The organism is Brevibacterium atlanticum, assembly GCF_011617245.1.
In the GTDB taxonomy this organism is placed as follows: Bacteria; Actinomycetota; Actinomycetes; order Actinomycetales; family Brevibacteriaceae; genus Brevibacterium; species Brevibacterium atlanticum.
On record NZ_CP050152.1, the window covers coordinates 1,618,325 to 1,641,225 of the forward strand.

Below are 22,901 nucleotides of genomic sequence, written 5' to 3' on the forward strand. Positions count from 1 at the left end.
TCAGAACAGAGCTGAGTCGTCGTCTCCGTCATCATGGTCGTGGGAGACGATGACCGCATCCTCGTCGTCGAACTTCGATCGCGCGATCTCGTCCTTGGCCTCATCGAGATCGGGCTCGAGTCCGTCGAAGCTCGTCGCCAGTCCCTGCTGACCGCGCTTACCCGTATCTGCAGGCGTCCGCTTCGACGGCGTCTGTGCTCCCGGTCCGTCGTCGCTTCCGCCGATACCGCCCGCTGCGCCGGCATCATCCGGCGGGGCCCCTGGCACGGCTGAGTGGTCCACGGCCTCCGCGCCGCCGAGGCGGGGCAGCGTGCCGATGACATCGATCTTCGACTCGAGAGGCGAACCCGTGCCATCTCGTCGCGACAGTTCTGCCGGAAGTGTGCGTGCGCCGCCGCCGGCGGCAGCGGCCTGCGGAGAATCGCCGACCCAGGCCAGCGACAGCTCGGACTCTCCCTTGAGGAATCTGTGCGCACGCACCCCCGAGGTGGCCCTGCCCTTGGTCGGGAACTCGGAGAACTCGCTGACCTTGATCGACGACGACGGGGCGCCGTAGAAGTTCTCACCGCTGGCGACGGTGACCACGGCGAAGCTGCCGAGCCCAGCGTCGGCGTCGCCGTCCTCATCGGTCTTCGCCGCCTTCGGCGTCATCCCGAAGAAGATCACCTGCGCCTCGGCAGCGACCTTGATCCCGGCCACACCCGAGGCATTCCACCCCTGCGCGCGCAGGCCGGCGGCATCGAAGGCGAGCAGTTGGGCGTTCGAGGTGACGAACACGGCCAGGGAGTCATCGATGTCCTCGGGCTGAGCGACGCCGATGACGGCGTCCTTGCCCTTGAGGGTGATGGCCTCCCACTCGTTCTTGTTCGGCCGCCCCGCCACCGAGACGCGCTTGACCACGCCTTGGGCGGTGCCGAGGACGAACTCCCGGTCGAGGTCGATGAGGCCGAGGATCTTCTCGTTCTTCTCCAGTGCCGCGTATTCGGCGATCTTCACCCCGCCGGCGACGTTCGGTCGCGCGGCCGCGGGCGGCAGTGCGGGCAGGTCGACGACATCGACCATGTGCAGCCGACCGGTAGTGGTCACGGCGCCGACCTTGCCCTGCGTCGTGGTCACGATCTCCGAGCGCAGCGCGTCGTGGCTCGAACGGCGTCCCTCACGTGCCAGCGGCGCGGCATCAGAGGTGCGGGCGATTCGCCCGGACGTCGAGAGCAGCACCCGACAGGGGGAGTCGGCGATCTTGAGGTTCGTCGGCGCCTTCTTGCCCTTGGCGCTCAGCTCCTTCATCGACCCCTCGATGAGTACCGTGCGCCGAGGCGAGCCGATGACCTCGGCGGTCGCTTCGAGCTCGGCGGCCACGAGTTCACGCAGCTTCGCCTCATCGGCGAGCAGGGATTCGAGATAGTCGATGCGCTTCTTCAGTTCGTCCCGTTCGGCCTCGAGCTCGAGCCGCGAGAACTTCGTGAGCCTGCGCAGCTGCAGGTCGAGGATGTAGGTCGCCTGCAGCTCGGAGAGCTCGAAGACGTCCATCAGCCGCGTGCGGGCCGTCGCCGCATCGTCGGAGGAGCGGATGAGCTGGATGACCTCGTCGATGTCGAGGATCGCGATGAGCAGACCTTCGACGAGGTGGAGCCGATCCTTGGCCTTGCGCAGCTGGAAGACCGTGCGCCTGCGCACCACGTCGATGCGATGGGAGAGGTAGACCATGAGCAGCTCGCGCAGTCCCAAGGTCCGCGGTTGCCCCTCGACGAGGCAGACGTTGTTGATGCTGAACGATTCCTCGAGGGGGGTCTGGCGGTAGAGCTCGGCCAGCACCGCCTCGGGGTTGAAGCCGTTCTTGATCCCGATGACCAGACGCATGCCGTTCTTGCGATCCGAATAGTCATCGATCGAGGCGATTCCGGACAGCTTCTTCGCCCCGACCGCGTCCTTGACCTTCGACACGACCTTCTCCGGTCCCACGAGGTAGGGCAGCTCGGTGACGACGATTCCCTTGCGGCGGGCGCTGATGTTCTCGATCGACACGGTGGCTCTGGTGCGGAAGGTGCCGCGACCGGTCTCATAGGCTTCGCGCACGCCGTCGAGGCCGATGATCCGCCCGCCGGTGGGCAGATCCGGGCCGGGGATGAAACGCATGAGCTCCGAGAGTCCGGCGTCCGGATTGCGGATGAGGTGGGCGCAGGCGGCGATGACTTCGCCGGGATTGTGCGGGGCCATGTTCGTGGCCATGCCGACGGCGATGCCCGAGGCGCCGTTGATGAGCAGATTCGGGAAGGCGCTGGGCAGGACCTCGGGCTGAGTGAGCGTGTTGTCGTAGTTCGGCACGAAGTCGACGACGTCTTCGTCGAGCCCGGCGATCATCTGCATCGATGCGGTGGTCAGTCGGGCCTCGGTGTAGCGCGGGGCCGCAGGACCGTCGTCGAGGGAGCCGAAGTTGCCGTGGCCGTCGACCAGGGGCACACGCATGATGAAGCCCTGGCTGAGGCGCACGAGGGCGTCGTAGATCGCGGTGTCGCCGTGGGGGTGGAGCTTGCCCATGACATCGCCGACGATGCGCGAGGACTTCACATGTCCGCGGTCGGGGCGCAGCCCCATATCGCCCATCTGGTAGACGATGCGACGCTGGACGGGTTTGAGGCCGTCCCTGGCATCGGGCAGTGCGCGGGAGTGGATGACCGAGACCGCATATTCGAGGAACGAACTCTCCATCTCTGAGGAGACGTCGACTTCGATGACTCTGCCTTCGGGCATGGAACTCCTTTGACGCACGAACTGTTCGATTCGAACACCCGCCCGCGCCGAGGCCTGACCTCAGCGGGGGAGGGCACCCGTCGATTCTAGCGTTCGATTTGCGAACTCCTGCTCAATCGGGCGTTCCCGGAGGGTTCGTGTCGGAGTCTCAGGAGGTTTCGCGGCTCGCGTTGAGCCACTGGAGGAACTCCCTCATGTAGGACTCGACGTGGTCACGGTCGGCAGTCCCCGAGACGAGCTCGGAGAGCATCATGCCGGCGACGGAGCTGTTGACCCTGCGGGCGTAGTCGGCGTCGATTCCCGCGATGCGCATGATGAAGTCGTGAATCGATCGCAGGTTCTTCTCCTTGGCGACGACGGCCTCGGGCGGCAGCGCCGGGTCGAGGCTGAGCATCATCATCGTGTAGAACCGGTTGCGGTCTGTGGTCAGCCAGTTCATGCAGAACTCGACGGCCACCTCGGTGGGATCGGCCCCCTGAGCGCGCATCTGTTCGGGCAGGCGCTCGAGCTGTTGGGAGTTGAGTTCGCCGATGCGCTCCATGATTCCGGTGATCAGGGCATCGCGCGTGCGGTAGACATTCGACGTCGAACCCACCGGCAGCTCTGCCAGGGCGTCGACGGCTCGGTGCGTGAGCCCGCGGACTCCTTGTTCGGCGACTACGGCGATCGCTGAGTCGGTGACGACGTCTCTGCGCGAAATCATGACTGTGAGGCCTCGCTCTCATGGGACACCCGCCGGATGCGGACGCCTGGGACGGTGGACGGCCAGTGACTGGCCACAGACTGCGGCCGCCTGAGCGACCACTCGGTAAAGCACGAAATCATAACGTTTCGTGGTGAACGGATACAGACACTACCTGTCGAGTCTGCGAATTGGTATAAGACTCGCCAGGCGGTCGGTCGGATTCGTCTGATTGCCTCTCCTTCTTCTCGATCGCCGAGGTGCCGCCCGGCTCCGTCGCATCGTCACGGACCGAGGAGGACCTCCGGGCGAGGAACCGCGGATGCGGATCGGACGACGTCATCACCGCTCAGCTGAGGAGCCTGCGGGTGCCGTCGATGCGGGTCGGATCCGGCAGCAGATCGACTCGGGCACTGAGCACGTGTCCCTCAGTCTCCGTGGCGATCATCGGATGGATGACGAGTTCGACGATCTGCGGATGGCGTTCGACGAGCACCGAGAGCCTCTCGAGGACATTGCTGAGCGGCTCGATGTTCATCGGCGGAAGGCCGCGGTAGCCGAACAGGCGCGGGGAGGCCTTGACCGTGCGGATCATGTCGTCGGCCTCACGGTCCGTCAGAGGCGCGACCCGGTGCGAGACGTCGCCGAGCAGCTCGGTCGTGTCCCCGGCCAGAGAGAAGGACAGCAGCGGTCCGAGGAGCGGGTCCTCACCGGCACGGATGACACACGGGACACCGTGGGGGGCCATGGCCTGGACGTCGACGAGGGGTTCGTCATCGCCGATGACCTGGGTGATGATCCGCTGCACGGCAGCGAAGTCCTCGGCCAGTTCTTCGGGCGAATCGATGTTCAGGCGCACCCCGCCGAGCTCCATGCGGTGCCGGAGCACGTTCGTCACCGCCTTGAGCGCCACGGGATAGCCGATCTCCTCGGCGGCGGCGAGCCCCTCCCCGACCGAGGCGGCGGCGATATAGGGAAGGACTTCGATCCCATAGGCACTGAGCAGCTGCCTCGTGGCATCGCGTTCGAGTCGCACCGGTGCGCCCAGCGGCGCTCCGTCGAGAGCCGAGTCGATGATCGAGCGCACCGCTTTGTCGTCGATGTCGTCGAGTTCGACGTAGCGACCGTGGTCGGCGGCCCGCCAACGCGAGTAGTCCGTCGCCCTGGCCAGCGCCCACACGGCGTCCTCCGGACCGATGTAGCTGGGCACCGTGCGGGAGACACGGTTGCCGTCGGTGTCCTTGAGGTAGCTGGTCAATTCGTCGTGGACGCCCTGAATGCCGAGGAAACAGGCCACCGTGGTCTTGTCCGACCCGGCGGCGGCCTCGGACAGCAGAGCCGCGATCTCCGACTCCTCGGCTCCCGCCGACGGGGTGAAGGTGACGATGACCGAGTCGATGTCGTCGCGGGCGTACATCGCATCGAGTTCGGCGCGGAAGGTCTGCGCGTCGACTTCCGGGTGCAGAGCCACCGGGTCGATGTTCACGTGCAGTCCCTCGGAGCGGGCACGCTGCATGAGCAGCGTACCCATCGCCGCGGAATTGCCGACGATGCCGGCCCGTCGTCCCGCCGGCAGCTTCTGCGTGGCGAAGACCTGCGCTAAGTCGAAGAGCTGATGGATGGTGTCGGCCCTGATCACTCCCGCCTGTTCGAGCACTTGGTCGAGGGTGTTCGGTGCCAAGGAGGAGGTGCGGACGATGTGTCCGGGAGGCAGCTCCCGTCCGGTGAGATCGGATTTGATGACGACGACGGGTTTGACGCGAGAGACCCTGCGCGCAATGCGGGAGAACTTCCGCGGATTGCCGATGGACTCGAGATAGAGTCCGACGGTCTGCGTGGCCGGATCCTCCTCCCAGTACTGGAGCAGGTCGTTGCCGGAGAGGTCGGCGCGGTTGCCCGCGGAGACGAAGGTGGACACGCCCAGGCCGCGCTTTTTGGCCGCCGCGAGCAGTGCGGTGCCCAGTGCTCCGGACTGGCTGAACAGGCCGAGCGTGCCCGAGGCCGGCAGGAACGGGGCGAGAGAGGCATTGAGTGAGACGTCCGTGGCCTCGTTGACCAGTCCGAACGAGTTCGGACCGACGACCCTCATTCCATAGGCCCGCGCGGTCGCGACCACTCGGCGCTGCAGCTCGGCGCCGTCGGGACCGGTCTCGGCGAAGCCGGAGGAGATGACGAGCACAGCCTTGACCCCATGCACGGCGCAGTCCTTGACCACCTCGGTGACGGACTCGGCCGGGACCGCGATGACGGCGAGGTCGGCCTTGCCCGGCAGCGCGTCGAGGCTCGGATAGGCCTGAACGCCGGCGATCTGATCGGCCTCGGGGTGGACGACCCAGAGGTCGCCTGCGAACTTCGCCGCGGTGATGTTGCGGATGAGGAGATGACCGGTGGAGTTGCGTTTGCGGCTGGCGCCGATCACCGCCACCGAGGTGGGGTGGAGGACCGTGCGGACGCTCAGGGCCTCGGCCCTGTGCTCGCGAGAGGCCTGCACCTCGATCGAGCGTGCCGTGGGGTCGATGTCGAACTTCACCGCCACGACGCCGTCGTCGAATCCGCGGGAGACCTCGTAGCCGGCGGCCTGGAAGACCTGGAGCATCGAACGGTTCTGGGGGAGCACCTCGGCGGTGAATCTCTGGATCCCCGACTCCCTGGCCGCGGCGGCCAGGTGCTCGAGGAGGATCGACCCGATGCCCCGGCCCTGATGGGCGTCGGCGATGTTGAACGCGACCTCGGCCTCGGTGTCGGAGACCTTGTCGAAGCGGCCCACTCCGATGATGTCATCGCCGATGAGCATGATCAGCGCAACCCGGTCGCGGTGGTCGACGTTGACGAAGCGTTCGAGGTCCCGCTTGGGCAGACGCGGCAGCGGGGCGAAGAAGCGCAGGTAGACGGACTCCGGTGACTGGGCCTCGTGCATGCGGGCCAGGGCATCGGCATCGGCCGGAGTGATCGGGCGCAGATGGGCGGTGCCGCCGTCGCGGAGGACGACATCGGCTTCCCAGCCGGCAGGATAGTTTTCCATGGCTCCAGCATAGGGGTCACGGCGAGGAAGCGGACCTCGGCGCTCGGAGCAGCCACGACCGCACTGGGAAGTCTCCCGGGTAGTGGGGCACAATGGAACGCATGGCATTACCCGAGGTTCTCGTTCACGATCTGCAGTCGGCCGGCTACTACCCCCAACTCACTCAGGGCATACTCGCCGACTCCCTCTACGACGAACCGGTGCTCGCGCACTTCGTCCACATCGACACCCACGTCGACATCGAATCCATCCACCGGCACGTCACCGCGTTCGTCCTCACCGAGACCCGGCTGCTGCTGGCACACGTCGACGACGACCCGAACGCCGCACCGGGATCGAAGCCACGCGCGGTGACCAGCAGCGAGGACATCGAACTCGATCGCCTCGGCACGGTCATGGTCGGTCGCACTTATGCCGACCCGGCCGCCTACACGCCCGGCGACAAGCCCGTGGAGGTCTCTCTCACTCTGTCCTGGGGTGCCTCGAAGCGGGTCGAGGCCTTCCCGGAGACCTGCGGGGATCCCAACTGCATGGGTGATCACGGCTACGGCGGATCGATCTTCGCCGAGGATGTCATGCTCAGGGTCTCCGCCGAAGCCGAGGGGCAGGCCTCCGTCGACCGGATCGCCGACTTCGCGGCCAAACTGCGGGCCGCGGTCTTCCACGCCCGGCTCCGGTCGCGGCGCTGATGAGCGAGACGACACCCGAATCGGCCGTGGACGCCGACCTGCTGGGCCCCCCGGACTATTCGGGTCCCATCCTCTCCGATGTCATCCCGGCAGCGGCGCTCAGCCTCGGTGCGGGTGGAATCTTCGCCGAGGCCGCACGGGAGCGGGCACGGAACTTGGGCTTCGACCGGGACACCCGCACTGCCGTCGTCGTGCTCATCGATGGTCTCGGCGAGAGCCAGCTGCGTCAGCACAGTGGGTACACGCCGTTCTTCCGGTCCCTTGCGCAGTCCCGGCGGACTCTGTCGGCGGGATTCCCCTCGACGACCGCGAACTCACTGTCCTCACTGGCCACGGGACGACTGCCCGGCGGCCACGGAGTCGTCGGCTATCGGGTCCTCGACCCGGCCAAGGATGCCGTATTCAACCAGCTGACCTGGAACCTCGACGTCGACCCCGTCGCGTGGGTGCCCGATGCGACCCTGTTCGAACGCCTCACGGATGCCGATGTCGATGTCGTCAGCCTCGGGGAGGCGAAGTTCGCCGGTCGCGGACTCAATCGTGCCTCTCTGCGAGGCGGACGGTTCCGGGCGTCCAAGACACTCGAGCAGCGCTGCGCTCAGGCCGTCGAGGAGGCGAAGGCTCCCGGTCGCCGACTGGTCTATCTGTACTGGGGCAACCTCGACAAGACCGGTCACGTCCACGGTTCGAACTCTTCGCAGTGGACCGAGGAGCTCGAGAGCGTCGACTTGGCTCTGTCGCAGCTTGCCTCGGACCTGCCTTCGGATTCGACGATGATCGTCACCGCCGACCACGGCATGGTCGACATCGATCACACGCTGCGGCTCGACCTCGCCGACGCTCCGGCGCTGCGTTCGGGGGTCAGACACGTCGGCGGCGAACCGCGCGCGGTCCACCTCTACGCCGAAGCCGGCGCCGAGGCGGATGTGGCATCGGCCTGGACCGAGACGGTCGGGGACAGGGCGCTCATCCTCACCCGTGACGAGGCCATCCGCCGCGGCTACTTCGGACCCGTCGACCCGCGGTTCCGACCGCGCATCGGAGACCTCCTGGTCGTCTGCCGCGACGAGTTCGCCGTCGTCGACTCGGATACCGAATCCCCCTCAGCGATCGCCCTCATCGGCCATCACGGTTCGACCACCGAGCGTGAGCTCCACATTCCCCTGCTCGTGGTGTGACGGTGGCCGACGACATCGCGGGGTCGACGATCACGTGGACCGAGGACGGTGTGGAACTCTCAGCCGGGTGGCGGTCGGAGAACCGGTCCGCCGCGCCGAGCCAGGTGAAGGTCATCGGGGATGACATCACCGCCGACGCTGCCTTCCGCTTGGCCCGATCGGGAATCGGACTGCTGTGGCGCGGGGACTATCACAACGGGCGCCGACTCCTGCAGGCCCTCGATCGGCGGTTCGCACGGCAACACGCCGGCCGAGCCGGCCGCGGGCGGGGCCGCGGGACGCCTCGTCGCGGTCGGAAGATCGGTCGTGGTGTTGCCGGAGCCGACGCGGCGGAGATCTTCTCAGCGGAGCGCGCCTTCAACGCTGAGCGCTCGCGACTCCTTGGTCTTCTGCTCGTCGAACTCGGGGAGGACTACGCGCTCGACCTGCGTCGTGCGCCGGATGTCAGGCCGGCCTGCGAAGCCGCCTACGGAGTCTCGGACGGGTCGATGTGCGTTTCACTGACCGAGCTCGGCGGAGTGCTCAGCGCGCACCAATGGCAGCTGAGAGGGGTGGCCATCGACGCGCTGGGGGTGACCATCCACCCGCGCTGCGGCGTGTTCTCCCCGATCCGCGGTGAGTACGTCGACCTCGTGGCCACGACGCCGTTCGGGTCCGCACCTCCTGCGACGGCGTTCGACCTCGGCACGGGCACCGGCGTGCTCGCCGCCGTTCTTCTGCGCCGGGGCGTCGGAACGGTTGTCGCCACTGACATCAACCCGCGGGCCGTGGCCTGTGCGCAGGAGAATCTCGAGCGGCTCGGTTTCGCCGGATCCGCCTCAGTCGTCGAAGCCGATCTGTTCCCGCCGGGCCGAGCAGATCTCATCGTCTGCAATCCTCCGTGGCTGCCGGCCGACCCGACGTCTGCCCTCGAACTCGGCATCTACGATCCCGGTTCTCTCGTGCTCCGCCGGTTCATCGAGGGACTGTCCGAGCATCTCACTGACTCGGGTGAGGGGTGGCTGATCCTGTCGGACCTTGCCGAGCACCTGGGTCTGCGGACTCGTCAGGAGTTCGAAGAGCTCCTCCGGGCCGCGGGCCTGCATGTGTGCGATCGCTATGACACGGCTCCCCGTCACCGTCGGGCCTCGGACGCCGACGATGCACTTCATCAGGCGCGGAGCGTCGAGACGACATCCCTGTGGCGACTGAGACGGAATGCCTGAGTTCCGCTGATGGAGAGCACATCGCCGACAGTCGAGGGCCGACCGCTCGGGGTACGCATGCTGAACCGGGGGACGACGGGCCCGCAGCGAACGATAGGATGACGAACGTGACTTTTCCACGTATCGGCGTCATCGGCGGCGGCCAACTGGCCCGCATGCTCGCCCCAGCCGCAGAAGCCCTCGGCGTTCGGTTCTCCGTCCTCGCGGAGACCGCCGACGCCCCCGCCACTCAGGTCATCAGCGAGGTGACCGTCGGCGACTACACCGACTATCCGACGCTCAGGGCCTTCGCCGAGACCGTCGACGTCATCACCTTCGACCACGAGCACGTCCCACCCGAGCACCTCGAGGCGCTTGCCGCAGACGGCCACGCTGTCCGCCCGGGACCGCAGGCGCTGATCTTCGCCCAGGACAAGATCCGCATGCGCGCGAAGATGGACGAACTCGGACTGCCGAATCCGGCATGGGCCGAGATCACCTCGACCGCCGACGTCGAAGCCTTCGCCGCCCGCGTCGGCTATCCCTTCATCCTCAAGACCCCACGGGGCGGCTACGACGGCAAGGGCGTGCGCGTCATCGATCGCCTCGAGCAGGCCGTCGAATGGCTGAGCGAGGTCCCGCAGCTGCTCGCCGAGGAGAAGGTCGACTTCACCCGGGAACTCGCGGTCATGGTCGGCCGGTCCCCGATGGGGCAGACGGCCGTGTGGCCCGTCGTCGAGACGTGGCAGCAGAACGGTGTGTGCAAAGAGGCGATCGCCCCGGCTCCCGACCTGCCCGCGGATAAGGCCCGTGCGATCACCGAGGCCATCCTCACCGTCGCCGGCACGCTCGAGGTCACCGGTGTGATGGCCATGGAGATGTTCGAGACCTCTGAGGGCTTCCTCATCAACGAGTTCGCGATGCGCCCCCACAACACCGGACACTGGACACAGGACGGGTCTGTCACCAGCCAGTTCGAGCAGCATCTGCGCGCCGTCCTCGACCTGCCGCTGGGCAGCCCCGCGGCCAGGGAGGAGGTGTCTGTGATGGTCAACATCCTCGGCGCCGAGCACGAGGACCTCTACCAGCCCTACCTGCACGTGATGGCCCACGATCCGTCCGTCAAGGTCCATCTCTACGGCAAGGGCGTGCGTCCGGGCCGCAAGGTCGGCCACGTCAACGCCTATGGGCAGGACCGTGACCTCGTCGTCGCGCGGGCCCGCCACGCTGCGGACTTCATCGCCGGAGTCGATGTCGATCCGCACCCCGAGATGCCGACTCCCGGCGACCTCGTCGCCGATTCCGACACCGCGTGAGCAGGAGACGACGGCCCCCGCAGAGACAACGATCCGAACACCTCCCGAGACGAAGGAAGCACAGATGAGCACAGCACACGCAGACTCGAGCCCGGCCGCCCCGGTCGGGATCGTCATGGGTTCGGACTCGGATTGGCCGACGATGAAGGCCGCCGCCGAGGCACTCGAGGACCTCGGCATCGAATCGAGCGCCGAGGTGGTCTCGGCCCACCGCATGCCCGAGGACATGGTCGACTGGGCCAAGACAGCCGCCGAGCGCGGCGTGCGCGTCATCATCGCCGGAGCCGGGGGAGCGGCGCACCTGCCCGGGATGATCGCATCGATGACATCGCTGCCGGTCATCGGCGTCCCCGTACCGCTCAAACACCTCGACGGAATGGACTCACTCCTGTCAATCGTCCAGATGCCCGGCGGGGTTCCCGTGGCCACCGTGTCCATCGGCGGAGCGAAGAACGCAGGCCTGCTGGCCGCGCGCATCCTCGGGGCCGGGGACAGCGCGGAGGCCGAGGCCCTGCGCAGCCGCCTCGATGACTATCGTCACGAACTGCGGCAGGTCGCTCTCGACAAAGGACGTGCTCTCCGGGGATAATGGAACTACTTAACGATTGTTCAGTAGAAGGAGAATGATGTTCGACCTCTATCAGCCCAGTGAAGAGCACGAAGAGATCCGCACGGCCGTCCGCGATATTGTCGAGAAGAAGATCACGCCGTTCGCAGCCGAGGTCGACGCCGACTCCCGCTACCCGCAGGAGGCCCACGATGCTCTCGTGGAGACGGACTTCTTCGCCGCCCACATCCCCGAGGAATACGGCGGCATGGGCGCTGACGCACTGGCCGTGGCGATCATCATCGAAGAGGTGGCACGCGGCTGCGCCTCGTCCTCACTCATCCCTGCTGTCAACAAGCTCGGCAGCCTGCCCGTCCAGCTCGGCGGCAGCGAAGAGATCAAGCAGAAGTACTTCCCAGCGGTGGCCGCGGGCGAGGCCGGCTTCTCCTACGGTCTGTCCGAACGCGAAGCCGGCTCGGACACCGCATCGATGAAGACCCGCGCCGTCCGCGACGGCGACGACTGGATCCTCAACGGGGTCAAGACCTGGATCACCAACGCCGGGGAATCCGAGTACTACACGGTGATGGCCGTGACCGACCCCGATGGGGCCCGCGGACGCAACATCTCCGCCTTCGTCGTCGAGAAGTCCGATGAGGGCTTCACCTTCGGTGAGAAGGAGCGCAAGCTCGGCATCAAGGGATCGCCCACACGTGAGCTGCTCTTCGACAACGTCCGTCTGCCCGGCGACCGCATCGTCGGCGAACCCGGCGAGGGCCTCAAGATCGCCCTGCGCACGCTCGACCATACCCGTGTGACGATCGCCGCCCAGGCCGTCGGCATCGCTCAGGGTGCGCTCGACTATGCGCTCGGCTACGTCAAGGAACGTCAGCAGTTCGGTAAGGCGATCGCGGAGAACCAGGCCATCCAGTTCATGCTCGCCGATATGGGCATGAAGCTCGAGGCTGCCCGCCAGCTCACCTACACCGCCGCCGCCAAGAGCGAACGCGGCGATGACGATCTCACGTACTTCGGTGCCGCGGCGAAGGCCTTCGCCTCCGATGCGGCCATGGAGATCACCACCGACGCCGTGCAGCTGCTCGGCGGTGCCGGCTACGTCGTCGACCATCCCGTCGAGCGGATGATGCGCGATGCGAAGATCACCCAGATCTACGAAGGTACGAACCAGATCCAGCGCATGGTGATGGGGCGCAAACTGATCCGCTGAGCTCAGCCCACAGGGCCGAAGGGCACTGCGATCCGACCGCTGAGGACGGACCGCAGTGCCCTTCATCGTCTGTGAAGAATCGCACATGGGGCGAATCCGACATGCACGGCGCGGATGTGCATCGATCGCGGGCCCGCAGGCGACACAATGGATGAACACAGTGGACTCTGAGCATCCTTTGGCACAGTTGGTCCGGTGACCATCAGGCCGCACAGGGCCGACGCGACCGCGGACGAGACGAAGGGAAGGCAGTGGCCGAAACGAGATATGTGGACCCGATCCGCTACCCGTCGTATGCCTCACAGCCGACACGGGACGTGCGGGCCTGGCTGCTGCTTCTGGTCACGGTCATCGTTCCCGGCGGGGTCCAGCTTCTGTTCCGCCATCGCCGCTGGGCGCGAATCTCGCTGTCGATCACAGCCATCAGCTGGATTCTGGTGATCATCGCCGGAGTGATCATCCTCATCGACCGGACGTTCCTCTTCACCATCGGCACCAACCCGGTCATCCTCACGTTCCTCACGATCTGGATTCCGGTCATCGCGATCAACTGGGTCGTGTGCCTCTTCGACACGCTGCGACGGATCCGACTCGTGACGATCTCACAGCGGGCCCGCAAGCGCTTCATCGCCGCCTTCTGCGCCCTCCTGCTCATCGTCGTCGGGCCGCTCGCGTGGGGGACGACAGTCCTCAACTCCCAGCGGGGCCTGATGAGCGACCTCTTCGCATCGGGCAAGGCGCTCAAGCCCGTGGACGGGCGCTACAACATCCTGCTGCTGGGCTCCGACGCGGGAAAGGGACGCACAGGGATCCGCCCGGACTCGCTGTCCCTGGTCTCCATCGACGCGGAGACCGGCAAATCAGTCATCATCGGCCTGCCCCGGAACATGGAGAACGTGCCGTTCCCGGAGGACTCACCGCTGCATAAGCACTATCCGCAGGGCTACAACTGCGGCGACGAATGCCTGCTCAACGCCGTCTTCCAGCAGGGCGAGCAGCACAAGGACGAATTCGAGGACCCGAAGACCGCAGGCGAACAGGCCACGATGGATGCCGTGTCGGCGACCACCGGCCTCGAGGTCCAGTACTACGCGATGATCAACCTCAAAGGATTCGAGAACCTCATCGACTCCCTCGGTGGGATCACTCTGGTCTCCGGCAAGCGCGTGCCCATCTCTTCGAAGGTCGATCCGACCACCGGCCAGCATGGACCCGTGAAGGGGTGGATCGAACCGGGCAAGCAGAAGCTCGACGGCTTCCATGCGCTGTGGTTCGCCCGCTCCCGTGAGTTCGCCAGCGACTACGAGCGTATGGTGCGCCAGCGTTGCGTGCAGACGGCCATGGTCAAACAACTCGACCCCTCGACGGTGCTCACCCGCTATCAGGCGATCGCGAAGGCGACCCCGGGAGCCGTTTCGACGGACATTCCGTCTTCGCAGGTCGACTCGTTCGTCGATCTCGCTCTCAAGGTCAAGTCGCAGAAGATCGAGTCCGTCGACCTCACTCCGCCGCGGATCACTCCGTCGAATCCGGACTTCGATGTGGCACGAAAGCTCGTAGCCGATAAGATCGAGGAAGCATCCAAGTCCTCCGATGAGGACAAGGGTGCACTCTCGACCCCGGGAGGCGAACAGTCAGCCGCCGCCGGAGTCGATGCGGGACTCGATCCGGAGGTCGGTTCAGGGCCGCAGCTGCTGGCGCAGGGCGCCGGAGGATCCTCTGCTGACAGCGGCGACGAAGCCGACGCAAAGGCGATCTGCTACGTGCCCTGAGGCCACGGACGCGCGGTGGGTCGGAAGCTGCGATGACCGAAACCGGTCTGCCGAGGTGTCTTCCGGGAAAAACTTTTGCTCGGTGTGTCCCTTGCAAATACTGGGAACCACAACGGTGTAACTAGAATATTCCTGCCTGTGGCTAGTCTGACACGCCGAAAATGTGTAACAATTTTGAGATGTTGGGGTTGCCCACCGTTCTGCCAACGGTGAAGGGGACCTCGAGGCCTGAACTTCCCTGTCTTCCTCGAAAAGGCTGTAACGATGAAATATCTATTGCCCACTGTCGCGGGCTGCGCATCTGTCGCACTCGTCGGCACCTTGGCGGTCACGGCGCCGGCGGCCTCCGCGGCCACCTCATCGCCTGAAGTGTCCAAAGAGGCGCTCGACGTCAGCAAGGACGGACTCGACGTCCCCGGTGCCCGCGATTCCAGTGATTCCACCGCCACCGCCGCCAACCAGAGCGCCACGAGCAACCTGCCGAACATCTTCAAGTCGCAGACCGCTCTCGCTTCGGCCAAGGTGCCCGATGTCGTCAACGCCTCCGCCACGGCTGCGACCGGCACGGTCAACAATGTCTCTGCCGGGCTGACGTCCGGGTCTGACGAGACCGAGCCCTCGGAATCCTCGGCACCCTCTGACGCGGAGCAGTCGCCCGCCGAGGACGAGAAGACCGAGGATCCGTCGACGTCGGAGGACGAGAAGTCCAAGGACGAGAAGTCCGACGACGAGGACATCTCCGGTTCGGTCCGGCAGAAGACCGAGGACGGTGTGAACATCGCACTGATCTCGGACGTCCTCGATGTTCCGACGAACAATCCGAGCCTTGTCGGCTTCACCTTCTCCGAAGCGAAGTCCAATATCCGCATCCAGGTCCGCATCAAGCACGGGTCCGAATGGGGCAGTTGGGACACACTCGACGAGGAGCAGCAGGAAGAAGCGCAGAACAACGGCTCCGAACCGATGACGGTGACGAACGCTTCGGGTGTGCAGATGCGCATCCTCGGTGATTCCGCACCGAGCGACGCGGAGCTCGTGCTCGTCGATCCCAAGCGCGACGCGGGCGACTCCCGGGCAGTGTCCGAGAACGCCCCTGTCGAGCTCGATCAGCAGGCTTCGCAGGGTTCCGCGGACGCTTCGGAGTCTGCGACCGATGAGCCCACCGACGCCGCGGCGGCTTCCGCCGAAAACGTGTCCGCCGCTCAGGGCGCGACCGTCTCCAACCAGAACTACGTTCCCGGATCGTCCTCGGTCTCGACCGTGGCGAAGAAGGTCTCGAAGCCGAAGATCGGCTCGCGCAGCTCCTGGGGCGCGAAGTCCTACCGGGGGAGCCCGGAGTACGCCAGCGGCATCAAGCAGGCCGTCGTCCACCACACCTCGGGGTCGAACAGCTACTCTGCCGAGGACGTCCCCGGAATCATCCGCGGTATCCAGGCCTACCACCAGGACGGACGCGGCTGGAACGACATCGGCTACAACGTCGTCGCGGACAAGTACGGACGCCTCTGGCAGGCCCGCGGCGGTGACGTCTCGAAGGCTGTCATCGGCGCGCACGTGCAGGGACACAACACGGGAACGTTCGGCATCTCCGTGCTGGGTACCTACAACAGTGCGGCCCCGCCGAAGAAGACCCGCGACGCTGTCGCCTCGGCGATCGCCTGGAAGTTCTCCATCAATGGAATCTCGAAGGCGACGAAGTCGAACCTGGTCGGACACCGCGACCTGGGACAGACCGACTGCCCCGGCGATGCCTTCTACGCGAAGCTGCCCGAGGTCCGTTCGACGGTCAACTCGATCCTGAAGACCGGCGAGCAGCCCAGCGACAGCAAGGATGACTCCAAGAAGGACGACTCCAAGAAGGACGATGACAAGAAGACCGAGAAGCCGAAGGCGAAGACCTCGATCGAGAAGTACGCCGAGAAGAACAAGCTCGGCAAGGCTCTCGGCAAGGAGTACTCGGTCAAGGGCATCTCCGGTGCCAAGGCTCAGAAGTTCGAAAAGGGTGTCGTCTACTGGTCCAAGAAGACCGGCGCCTACCACCTGTCCGGAGCGATCGCGTCGTCGTACAAGGGCGACGCGATCACCGACTTGGGGCTGCCCACCTCTGCAGAGAAGGGCGGCCTCAAGGACGGGGGCGCTGCGCAGCGCTTCCAGAAGGGCTCGATCTACTGGTCCAAGAAGACCGGTGCCCACTACACCACAGGCGTGGTCATGAAGTATTGGGGTGACAAGGGGGCCGTCAAGGGTCATCTGGGTTACCCCAAGTCCGACGTGGTCTACAAGAACGGCCGCGGCGAGCAGCTGTTCCAAGGAGCACGCCTGGTGTGGGCCGAAGGCTACGGAACCACCGAGTTCTCCCCGAAGGGAAAGATCGCCGGCGGAGTGACCGACGGCAATGGTCCGGGAGACGACTCGACCGATGGCAAGTCGCCTGCAGACTCCGGGGAAGGTGCTGCAGACGACACGGGCTCGAAGGACGACAAGTCCGAGGACGACTCGAAGAAGAAGGACGACTCGAAGAAGGACGACAAGTCCGAGGATGACTCCAAGAAGAAGGACGATTCCAAGAAGGACGACAAGTCCAAGGACGATTCCAAGAAGAAGGACGACTCCAAGAAGAAGGACACGCCGACCAAGGCTGAGAAGATCGCTGCTCAGCGCGCGTCCATCGTCAAGGAAGCGAAGGCCCACCTCGGCGTGAAATACGTCTGGGGCGGAACCTCGCCGACCAACGGCTGGGACTGCTCGGGCTTCACCCAGTACGTCTACGGCAAGAACGGCATCAAGCTGCCGCGCACGACGAGCCAGCAGCGCTACGCCGGCAAGGAGATCTCCGTCAAGGACGCCAAGGCAGGCGACCTGATCTGGATCCCCGGTCACATCGGAATCATCTCCGAGACCAAGGGGCAGATGTACGATGCGGGATCGACCCGCACGAACACGACGAAGCGCAGCTACAGCTGGATGCTCAGTCGCGGTGCGAAGGTCATCCGCGTCGTCGGCTGACCGCCCGCTTCGACAGACAGAGTCTCAGCGCCTCAACGACAGTGCCCCGCCGGGATCCGATTGCGGATCTCCGGCGGGGCACTGTCGGGTTCCCCTCCTATCCGTTTCGGCGGGCACGACGGTCTCGTGCGCATCGTCGCAGGTGGTAAGCGGTGAATAGTATGTGTCTTCGTCTGAACAGTGAGTGAAGTGGATGTCGGTGCCTGATCCTGGGGGCTATCGTGGACAGTGCACGCCCGGAACTGCCGAGCGTCGTTCCTACGATCCGACCTAGGGGGCCAGAACAGTGCATCGTCTGCACAATACGGTCAAGAACTTCGATTGGGGCAGCACGGACGCGATTCCCGCGATCCTCGGCACCGTCCCCGACGGGACCCCGTGCGCGGAACTCTGGCTCGGCGCCCACCCGATGAGCCCCTCTCAGCTCGACCTCGCCGGGGAGCGGAGGAGCGTCACACGCAGTCGCGGCGGCCGCCTCGGCGCTGCGGTGTCCGGTGGATCGACGACCGCAGGGGCCGTCGCCGAAGCGGGAACACGACGGGGCCCCAACCTCATCGAATACCTCGCCGGTGATCCCGACGGTCTGCTCGGACACGATTCGGTCGAAGCCTTCGGCGCTCGACTGCCGTTCCTGCTCAAGGTCCTCTCGGCCAGCAAGGCGCTGTCGATCCAGGTCCACCCGAACCGCGAACAGGCGGCGGCCGGCTTCGCCCGCGAAGAGGCGGCAGGGCCCGCCCTCGACGCACCCGATCGCAACTACAAGGACGCCTCGGCGAAACCCGAACTCATCTACGCCCTGACCGATTTCCACGCCCTCACGGGATTCCGACCCCGCAAGGCCGTGCGGGCCACCTTCGAACGACTGCTCTCTCAGCCGCTGACACCGCCCTCGTTGGACTTCCTCGGCTCTGTGATCGGCGCCCTGAAATCCCTGAACGAGGCGAAGGCGTTCTCACGCACCGTCGAACTGCTGCTCGGCGATCCGCGCGCCGCGGGTCTCGTCGACGAGGTGGCCGCGCATGGAATCGACGAACTGCCGACCGGGCACGTCAGCCGACTCGGCAGCGCGGTCGACCCGGCACAGACGTTCTGCGAACTCGTCGACGACTATCCGCACGACCCGGGAGTGCTCGTGGCTCTCATGCTCAACCGGGTGCATCTGCAGCCGGGGGAGTCACTGACGATGGAAGCCGGTGTCCTTCACGCGTACCTCTTCGGCACCGGCATCGAGATCATGGCCTCGAGCGACAACGTCCTGCGCGGAGGGCTGACCTCGAAGCACGTCGACATCACAGAGCTGTCGAAGGTCGCTGACTTCCGCGCGGGCATGCCGCACATGGTCGAACCCGACCGTGCCGGAGTCCTGCGCGGGGCCACCGAGGACTTCGCTCTGCAGGCGCTGCGCTGCCCGCGTCTGACGAACCTTGAGCGCAGGGGAGCGGCGATCGCACTGTGCACCTCGGGCACGATCACACTGACCTCGCTCGGGTCGACCGTGACACTCGAACGCGGGGAGAGCGTGTTCATCTCAGCCAACGAACCCACAGTGACGGCGGACGGGCATGGAGACCTCTTCGTTGCGACCACCGGGTTGGAACCGGCGGCACCTCTCGTCTGACGGTGCCCACCGCGCAGCGCCTTGCGCGCCGAGGTGATCCATAGCTCTATTCTGCGGTGCCGCCGAACGCCGGAGCGCTCGCGCAGAGACTGTTGAGCACATTGTTTGGGCGATCCGCCGTGATTTCTTCGAAGAGATCAAGGCGGATCGCCCAAACAATTCGGTATTCAGCGGCGGGATCCGGACAGAGAAGCGGGCCGGGTCTCCGATCGGAGACCCGGCCCGCTTCTCTGTCCGCGAGGGGGTCGCCTCAGGCGGCGACGTCGATGGTGGGTACGTCGGCAGGGACGACCACCTCGGCGCCGGTCTTCTCCCTGACTTCGTCCACGGTGACCCCGGGGGCGAGTTCGACGAGCGCGAACGAGTCTCCGGTGACGTCGAGGACGGCGATGTCGGTGATGATCCGGCTGACCACGGCTTCGCCGGTCAGGGGCAGGTCGCAGCTGTTCAGCAGCTTGTGCGAGCCATCCTTGGCCACATGGTCCATGATCACGATGACGCGCTTGGCACCGTGGACGAGGTCCATGGCCCCACCCATGCCCTTGACCATCTTGCCGGGGATCATCCAGTTCGCGATGTCACCGTTGACGGCCACCTGCATAGCGCCGAGGATCGCGGCGTCGACTTTGCCGCCGCGGATCATGCCGAAGCTCGCAGCGGAATCGAAATAGGAGGCGCCGGGGAGCATCGTGACGATCTCCTTGCCGGCGTTGATGAGGTCAGGGTCGATCTCGTCCTCGGTCGGGTAGGGGCCGACACCGAGCAGACCGTTCTCGGACTGGAGCACGAGGTCGACGCCTTCGGGCAGGAAGTTCGGCACGAGGGTGGGCATGCCGATGCCGAGGTTGACGTAGCTGCCGTCTTCGAGTTCCTGGGCAGCGCGGGCCGCCATCTGATTTCTTGTCAATGACATAACTTGCTCTCCTCAGGCTTCTCGCACGGTGCGCTTCTCGATGGGCTTGTCGGCCACCTGCTCCGCCGTCAGCGGGACCACGCGGTGAACGAAGATGCCCGGGACGTGGACGTCATCGGGGTCGATCTCGCCGGGCTCGACGAGCTTCTCGACCTCGGCGATGGTGATCCGGGCCGACTGCGCGGCCGGGGGATTGAAGTTCCTGGCCGAAGAGTGGAAGACGAGGTTGCCGTGACGGTCGCCGACGGCGGCCCGGACCAGGGCATAGTCGGGAGCCAGTGACTTCTCGAGGACGTATTCCTTCTCCTCGCCGAAGGTGTCGAAGACCTTCGTCTCCTTGGCGGGGGATTCCTTGATGACGTTGCCGTCCGAATCGTACTTCCACGGCATTCCGCCGTCGGCGACCTGGGTGCCGGCACCGGTGATGGTGTAGAACGCGGGGATTCCCGCACCGCCGGCGCGCATCTTCTCCGCGAGCGTGCCCTGCGGGGTGAGTTCGACCTCGAGTTCGCCGGAGAGATACTGCCGGGCGAACTCCTTGTTCTCACCGACATACGAGGCGATGATGCGACGAAGTCGACCATCGGCGAGCAGAATGCCGAGGCCGCGTCCGTCGACACCGGCGTTGTTCGAGATCACTTCGAGGTCTGTGGCCCCTTGGTCCTGGAGCGCCCGAATGAGGAATTCGGGTACGCCCACGACACCGAAGCCGCCCACGGCGATCGAAGATCCATCTGCAATGTCGGCCACCGCTTCAGCGGGTGAATCAACTACTTTGTCCATGTGCCCAGTGTGCCATGGACCACGCCGAGGCCATCCGCGAGGTCCGTGATGCGGGAATCATCGACTCCGTTGGCGAGAAGAACCTCACCGCCGCCGAGGAGGTGGTGCAGGAATTGCGGCCACTCGCCGGGCAGCGGGGTCGAGTTCGAGACGAGGAGGCCCTGGGGGCGCCCGGCCGGTCGGTCGGATCCCTCCTCCGGATTCCATGCGACGTCCTCGCCGTCGACGGTCAGCGTGCCCGAGCCGTCGAGTCGTCGGTGCGTGACGTCGGGGTAGGCCCGGATAGCTGAATTGATGTCGATGAAGTCCTCGTCGACAGGGGTGCTCAGGGCCAGAGCCGGGGGATTGAAGACGAAGACCTCGTCGGCATCGGCCACGGCCGGATCATCCTCGTGCCCGAGCGGGACGATGGCGACGTGCTCCTCGTCCGGAGGAACCGGAGAGCCGTCGGCGGTGCCGGTGGAGCCGTCGGCCGCGGCGCTGCCGATGACCACACGTCCGCCGGCGAGCAGGACGCTGAGGACGGAGACGAGCTCTCGCCAGTGCAGCCCCTGGGGCAGGGGAGCGAAGAGCGTGAAGTCCTCACCGAGGTCGTAGTCGCCGAAGAGGCCGACGCCCTTATTCACCCAGTTCGCGATGACCGGCCCGGTGAGATCGAGGCTGTCGTAGTCGGGGCCGCGCCAGAGCAGAACGGGCCCGCCGGTGTGCGCGATGGCAGTCAGATCCATATCCGTTGTCCTTCGATGGCGGTGAGTGGGCGGTCAGGGGACGCTGGGCAGTGAGCGAGTGGTGAGGATCGGCCTGGTGAACTGGTCAGGGGACGATGAGGCCGATGTCGATGGTCACCCCGCGGGGGAACGCTCCGAGTTCGCCGTCGACCCAGTGGTAGTGGGAGGAGGCGCTGAGGTCTTCGGCGAAGAGCGCCGTATGGAGTCGTTCGACGAGCGAACCGAGTCCGACCATGGCTTCGAGCAGCGGGGGGCCGCCCGATTGTGCGGTGGCCGGGGAGTCCGAAGGACTGAGCGTGATCCGCGAGCCTGAGCCCTCGATGCGCATCCTCCAGGCGGCATGTCCGGGGGTCCGCGACTGGCCGGCGCGGACGACGCGGATGGCTCGGGAGACGCGTTCGAGAATGTCGTCGCCGTTGTCTCCGGCGGGGGCGCTGCCCGGCAGTTCGGTCACCCCGAGCCCACGCTGCACGGCTTCGACGTGCCCGTAGCGGAACCAGTCGTCACCGAGTTCGCGGGACAGTGCCTTCGCCCCGTCCCGACCGTTGTCGAGGTATCCGCCGGCGCCTCTCACCAGAGCCATCGGCAGACCACGGGAGGAGCCCTTGACCAGATCGGCGGCCGCAGAGATCTCATCGGCGACGGCACGCACCGTCACGGTCTGGACGCGACCGTCGTCGTCGGGCCGGCCACGCTGATCGTCGAGGCCGGAGAAACCGGAGAGACCCAGTGCGATGTCGCCGACGCCGACCCGCCACGGCCGGGAGCTCGTATCGGAGATGACTAAGCCGATACGCACGGAGAACGCATGCTCGACCCGGGCCCGCAGCGCATCGGCCGAGCGGTCGCTGTCGAGGGGGTGGAGGACGACGGCGCCTGCGGAGTTCGACTGATCGAGTCCGGCCGCGGCCTGCACCGTCCCGGCCGGGGTGCGCACGACCTGAACCGTGGTGCCTGAGCCATAGGAGCGTTCCGCGACGAGATGGGTGCCGGTACGGGCGACGAGCTCTTCGAACTCGGCGCGGTCGGCGACGGTGCGCAGTCGCCCCTCGGCCTTAGACACGACCTTCGATGCCACGACGAGTATGTCGCCGTCCTTGAGGTCGATGCGGTTGCGGCGCAAGGCGTTGATGAGGATCGCGGCGAGGTCGGATCCCGGCACGATGTCCTCCTCGACAGGAGGGGCGTAGACGGTGAGGAGGCGGTCATTCATGCCGGGCCGCCGGTGATTCGACTCTCATTGCTCCATAATCCCATCCACGGCGACTCATTTCGAAATTCTGCAGATTTGCTCAGGAGAACCCCACAGCTTGTGGCCGTGCTCATGCGGATTCCCTACATATGGTGTTGTCGTCGCGTGTGCATGAGAAAGTGTGTTCGAATACGCTCTCAGGCAGTCCTTAGATACTCCATCAGGGCTTGACGAGGCGGTAATGACACGCGTGTAATTTATACCTAAGGGGAACGCGCCGAGCATGAATCCT

16 protein-coding genes are annotated in these 22,901 nt (G+C 65.9%); 9 read left to right on the plus strand and 7 right to left on the minus strand.

Annotated features, from left to right (window positions below):
- The 3 genes from GUY23_RS07110 to GUY23_RS07120 form a co-directional block, all read right to left on the minus strand.
- Positions 1-2,751, minus strand: coding sequence for a DNA gyrase/topoisomerase IV subunit A (locus GUY23_RS07110; RefSeq protein ID WP_166970966.1), 2,751 nt, complete (start codon positions 2,749-2,751; stop codon positions 1-3).
- Between the two features lie 148 nt (positions 2,752-2,899).
- Positions 2,900-3,454: a TetR/AcrR family transcriptional regulator gene (locus tag GUY23_RS07115; protein ID WP_166970968.1), complete on the minus strand. Its 555-nt coding sequence runs from the start codon at positions 3,452-3,454 to the stop codon at positions 2,900-2,902.
- Between the two features lie 328 nt (positions 3,455-3,782).
- A complete protein-coding gene (locus GUY23_RS07120) occupies positions 3,783-6,455 on the minus strand; it encodes a bifunctional acetate--CoA ligase family protein/GNAT family N-acetyltransferase (RefSeq protein WP_166970970.1) in 2,673 nt (890 codons plus the stop codon).
- 101 nt (positions 6,456-6,556) lie between these two features.
- Here GUY23_RS07120 and GUY23_RS07125 point away from each other — a divergent pair, with 101 nt between their 5' ends.
- From GUY23_RS07125 to manA, 9 genes are all read left to right on the plus strand, one after another.
- Positions 6,557-7,144 (plus strand): DUF5998 family protein, encoded by a 588-nt coding sequence (locus GUY23_RS07125; protein WP_166970972.1) that lies wholly within the window; start codon positions 6,557-6,559, stop codon positions 7,142-7,144.
- Positions 7,144-8,322 (plus strand): alkaline phosphatase family protein, encoded by a 1,179-nt coding sequence (locus GUY23_RS07130; protein ID WP_166970974.1) that lies wholly within the window; start codon positions 7,144-7,146, stop codon positions 8,320-8,322. Before GUY23_RS07125 ends, GUY23_RS07130 begins: the two co-directional genes overlap by 1 nt.
- A gap of 2 nt (positions 8,323-8,324) precedes the next feature.
- Complete coding sequence (locus GUY23_RS07135) at positions 8,325-9,527, plus strand: methyltransferase (protein WP_208085507.1); 1,203 nt, start codon at positions 8,325-8,327, stop codon at positions 9,525-9,527.
- A gap of 98 nt (positions 9,528-9,625) precedes the next feature.
- Complete coding sequence (locus GUY23_RS07140; RefSeq protein ID WP_166970976.1) at positions 9,626-10,822, plus strand: 5-(carboxyamino)imidazole ribonucleotide synthase; 1,197 nt, start codon at positions 9,626-9,628, stop codon at positions 10,820-10,822.
- Positions 10,823-10,886: 64 nt separating this feature from the next.
- The gene (gene purE / locus GUY23_RS07145) at positions 10,887-11,411 is read left to right on the plus strand and encodes a 5-(carboxyamino)imidazole ribonucleotide mutase (RefSeq protein WP_166970978.1); all 525 of its coding nucleotides are present in this window, start codon (positions 10,887-10,889) and stop codon (positions 11,409-11,411) included.
- Positions 11,412-11,448: 37 nt separating this feature from the next.
- On the plus strand, positions 11,449-12,597 hold the full coding sequence (locus tag GUY23_RS07150; RefSeq protein WP_166975759.1) for an acyl-CoA dehydrogenase family protein: 1,149 nt from the start codon (positions 11,449-11,451) through the stop codon (positions 12,595-12,597).
- 251 nt (positions 12,598-12,848) lie between these two features.
- A complete protein-coding gene (locus tag GUY23_RS07155) occupies positions 12,849-14,369 on the plus strand; it encodes an LCP family glycopolymer transferase (protein WP_166970980.1) in 1,521 nt (506 codons plus the stop codon).
- Between the two features lie 264 nt (positions 14,370-14,633).
- Positions 14,634-17,375, plus strand: coding sequence for an NlpC/P60 family protein (locus GUY23_RS07160; RefSeq protein WP_166970982.1), 2,742 nt, complete (start codon positions 14,634-14,636; stop codon positions 17,373-17,375).
- 286 nt (positions 17,376-17,661) lie between these two features.
- Positions 17,662-18,993, plus strand: a complete 1,332-nt coding sequence (gene manA, locus GUY23_RS07165) for a mannose-6-phosphate isomerase, class I (protein ID WP_166970984.1) — start codon at positions 17,662-17,664, stop codon at positions 18,991-18,993.
- A gap of 250 nt (positions 18,994-19,243) precedes the next feature.
- Here the strand turns inward: manA and GUY23_RS07170 are convergent, their stop codons facing one another.
- The 4 genes from GUY23_RS07170 to GUY23_RS07185 all read right to left on the minus strand — a co-directional run bounded on the left by GUY23_RS07170 (position 19,244) and on the right by GUY23_RS07185 (position 22,630).
- The gene (locus GUY23_RS07170; RefSeq protein WP_166970986.1) at positions 19,244-19,906 is read right to left on the minus strand and encodes a CoA transferase subunit B; all 663 of its coding nucleotides are present in this window, start codon (positions 19,904-19,906) and stop codon (positions 19,244-19,246) included.
- A gap of 12 nt (positions 19,907-19,918) precedes the next feature.
- On the minus strand, positions 19,919-20,689 hold the full coding sequence (locus GUY23_RS07175; RefSeq protein ID WP_166970988.1) for a CoA transferase subunit A: 771 nt from the start codon (positions 20,687-20,689) through the stop codon (positions 19,919-19,921).
- On the minus strand, positions 20,677-21,417 hold the full coding sequence (locus GUY23_RS07180; protein WP_166970990.1) for a hypothetical protein: 741 nt from the start codon (positions 21,415-21,417) through the stop codon (positions 20,677-20,679). The genes GUY23_RS07175 and GUY23_RS07180 overlap by 13 nt, the downstream gene beginning before the upstream one ends.
- 85 nt (positions 21,418-21,502) lie before the next feature.
- Positions 21,503-22,630 carry a coenzyme F420-0:L-glutamate ligase gene (locus GUY23_RS07185; protein WP_166970992.1) on the minus strand — a complete coding sequence of 376 codons (1,128 nt, stop codon included), beginning with the start codon at positions 22,628-22,630 and terminating at the stop codon, positions 21,503-21,505.
- Positions 22,631-22,901: the final 271 nt, after the last annotated feature.

Bases quoted from the DNA above. Each gene is read 5' to 3' on its own strand.
- GUY23_RS07110 (WP_166970966.1), bottom strand. From the start codon at position 2,751: ATGCCCGAAGGCAGAGTCATCGAAGTCGACGTCTCCTCAGAGATGGAG.
- GUY23_RS07115 (WP_166970968.1), bottom strand. From the start codon at position 3,454: ATGATTTCGCGCAGAGACGTCGTCACCGACTCAGCGATCGCCGTAGTC.
- GUY23_RS07120 (WP_166970970.1), bottom strand. From the start codon at position 6,455: ATGGAAAACTATCCTGCCGGCTGGGAAGCCGATGTCGTCCTCCGCGAC.
- GUY23_RS07125 (WP_166970972.1), top strand. From the start codon at position 6,557: ATGGCATTACCCGAGGTTCTCGTTCACGATCTGCAGTCGGCCGGCTAC.
- GUY23_RS07130 (WP_166970974.1), top strand. From the start codon at position 7,144: ATGAGCGAGACGACACCCGAATCGGCCGTGGACGCCGACCTGCTGGGC.
- GUY23_RS07140 (WP_166970976.1), top strand. From the start codon at position 9,626: ATGACGAACGTGACTTTTCCACGTATCGGCGTCATCGGCGGCGGCCAA.
- purE (WP_166970978.1), top strand. From the start codon at position 10,887: ATGAGCACAGCACACGCAGACTCGAGCCCGGCCGCCCCGGTCGGGATC.
- GUY23_RS07150 (WP_166975759.1), top strand. From the start codon at position 11,449: ATGTTCGACCTCTATCAGCCCAGTGAAGAGCACGAAGAGATCCGCACG.
- GUY23_RS07160 (WP_166970982.1), top strand. From the start codon at position 14,634: ATGAAATATCTATTGCCCACTGTCGCGGGCTGCGCATCTGTCGCACTC.
- GUY23_RS07170 (WP_166970986.1), bottom strand. From the start codon at position 19,906: ATGTCATTGACAAGAAATCAGATGGCGGCCCGCGCTGCCCAGGAACTC.
- GUY23_RS07175 (WP_166970988.1), bottom strand. From the start codon at position 20,689: ATGGACAAAGTAGTTGATTCACCCGCTGAAGCGGTGGCCGACATTGCA.
- GUY23_RS07180 (WP_166970990.1), bottom strand. From the start codon at position 21,417: ATGGATCTGACTGCCATCGCGCACACCGGCGGGCCCGTTCTGCTCTGG.
- GUY23_RS07185 (WP_166970992.1), bottom strand. From the start codon at position 22,630: ATGAATGACCGCCTCCTCACCGTCTACGCCCCTCCTGTCGAGGAGGAC.